Source organism: Streptomyces sp. NPDC004561, from assembly GCF_053602155.1.
The window spans coordinates 1-1,328 of record NZ_JBSGDB010000914.1 but is presented as its reverse complement, the minus strand read 5'-3'; the positions used below and the strand labels follow the sequence as shown (position 1 = coordinate 1,328).

The following is a 1,328-nucleotide window of genomic DNA, read 5'->3' as shown; positions in this document are numbered from 1 at the left end:
GCGGTTCGAGCGACAACTCGTCCGGCGCCGCCGGCACCGGGGCCGGTTCCTCCGGTACGACCGGCTCCACCGGGACGACCGGATCCGGTGGGTCCGGCGGGTCCACCGGGACGGCGCAGGGCAGCGGCGGCTCCGCCGGGGGCGCCGCGCTCGCCAAGACGTCCGACATCCCCGAGGGCGGCGGGAAGATCTTCAAGGAACAGGGCGTGGTGGTCACGCAGCCCGCGGCCGGCACGTTCAAGGCGTTCTCGTCCAAGTGCACCCATCAGGGGTGCGCGGTGGGCAGCGTGACGGGCGGGGCGATCGTCTGCCCGTGTCACAACAGCCACTTCTCGGTCGAGGACGGCAGCGTGAAGCAGGGTCCCGCGACCCAGCCGCTGCCCGCGGCGAAGATCACCGTGTCCGGGGACGAGATCAAGATGGCCTGAGCCGTCTCAGGTCCGGCCGCGCGGCCGCTTCAGGCAGCCGAGCACCTCGTCGGTGCTCGCGACGGTGGCGACCAGCGCGAGGGTGTGGCGGATCATCGCGGGGGTGTAATCGGGGGGCACCCCCGCGATGGCGTCGGCCGGGACGACGGCGGTGTAGCCGAGGTTGACCGCGTCGAACACCGCGTTGGGTATCGCCACGTTGGCCGAGACGCCGGTGACGATCAGCGTGCGGCAGCCGAGGTTGCGCAGCAGGGCGTCGACGTCGGTGCCGTGCAGCGGGGAGAGCCCGTGCAGCCGTCGTACGACCAGGTCCTCCTCGGTGACCTCGATCGGGGGCGCGACCCGGACCGCGGCGCTGCCGGCCAGCTGTCGCACCGGGAGCCGTTCGGTGGCCCGGAACAGCCGGGCGTTGCGGCTGGCGCCCCGGCCGTCCGGCCGGCGCTCGGCGACCGCGTGGATCACCTGGACACGGGTGTCGTGCGCGGCGGCGACCAGCCGGGCCACATTGTGCAGGGCGCCGCTCGCGCGGGCCTCGCGGGCGAGTTCGGGCAGGGCGCTGTCCGGGCCCACCACCCCCTGCTGGCACTCCACGGTCAGCAGGACGGTGCTCACGGGATCGAGGAGTTCGCCGAGCCGCGCGTACGCCGCCATCTCGTACCCTTTCGCCGTCGCCGTCCCCGGAGGCCGGGCGGCGAGCGTAACCGCATCCGGCAGCGGGCGGAAGCCGGGCCATTCCCTTTTCTGACGTGATGTCAGAGGATCATCGGCACAGGGAATTTCCTCTGGCACGACGTGGGAGAAGAGGGGGCTTCCCAATGTCGAAGTCAAGCTGGCGCAGTGACGGGCGGTGTCACTTGGTAGCACCGTCGGTCACGGATCAGGGCCCACAGAACGTTGACG

At 72.1% G+C, this 1,328-nt stretch carries 2 protein-coding genes; one reads left to right on the top strand and one right to left on the bottom strand.

The genetic code is table 11. The annotated features are described in order from the left end of the window. Positions 1 to 428, top strand: a 428-nt coding sequence (locus tag ACWEN3_RS46650; protein WP_452984528.1) for a Rieske (2Fe-2S) protein, incomplete at its 5' end; no start/stop codon positions are given. 6 nt (positions 429 to 434) lie between these two features. Here ACWEN3_RS46650 and ACWEN3_RS46645 read toward each other — a convergent pair. After that, on the bottom strand, positions 435 to 1,079 hold the full coding sequence (locus ACWEN3_RS46645) for a cysteine hydrolase (RefSeq protein WP_452984526.1): 645 nt from the start codon (positions 1,077 to 1,079) through the stop codon (positions 435 to 437). Between the last annotated feature and the right edge of the window lie 249 nt (positions 1,080 to 1,328).

Excerpts from the sequence above, each read along its gene's own strand:
- ACWEN3_RS46645 (WP_452984526.1), bottom strand. The coding sequence starts at position 1,079 with ATGGCGGCGTACGCGCGGCTCGGCGAACTCCTCGATCCCGTGAGCACC.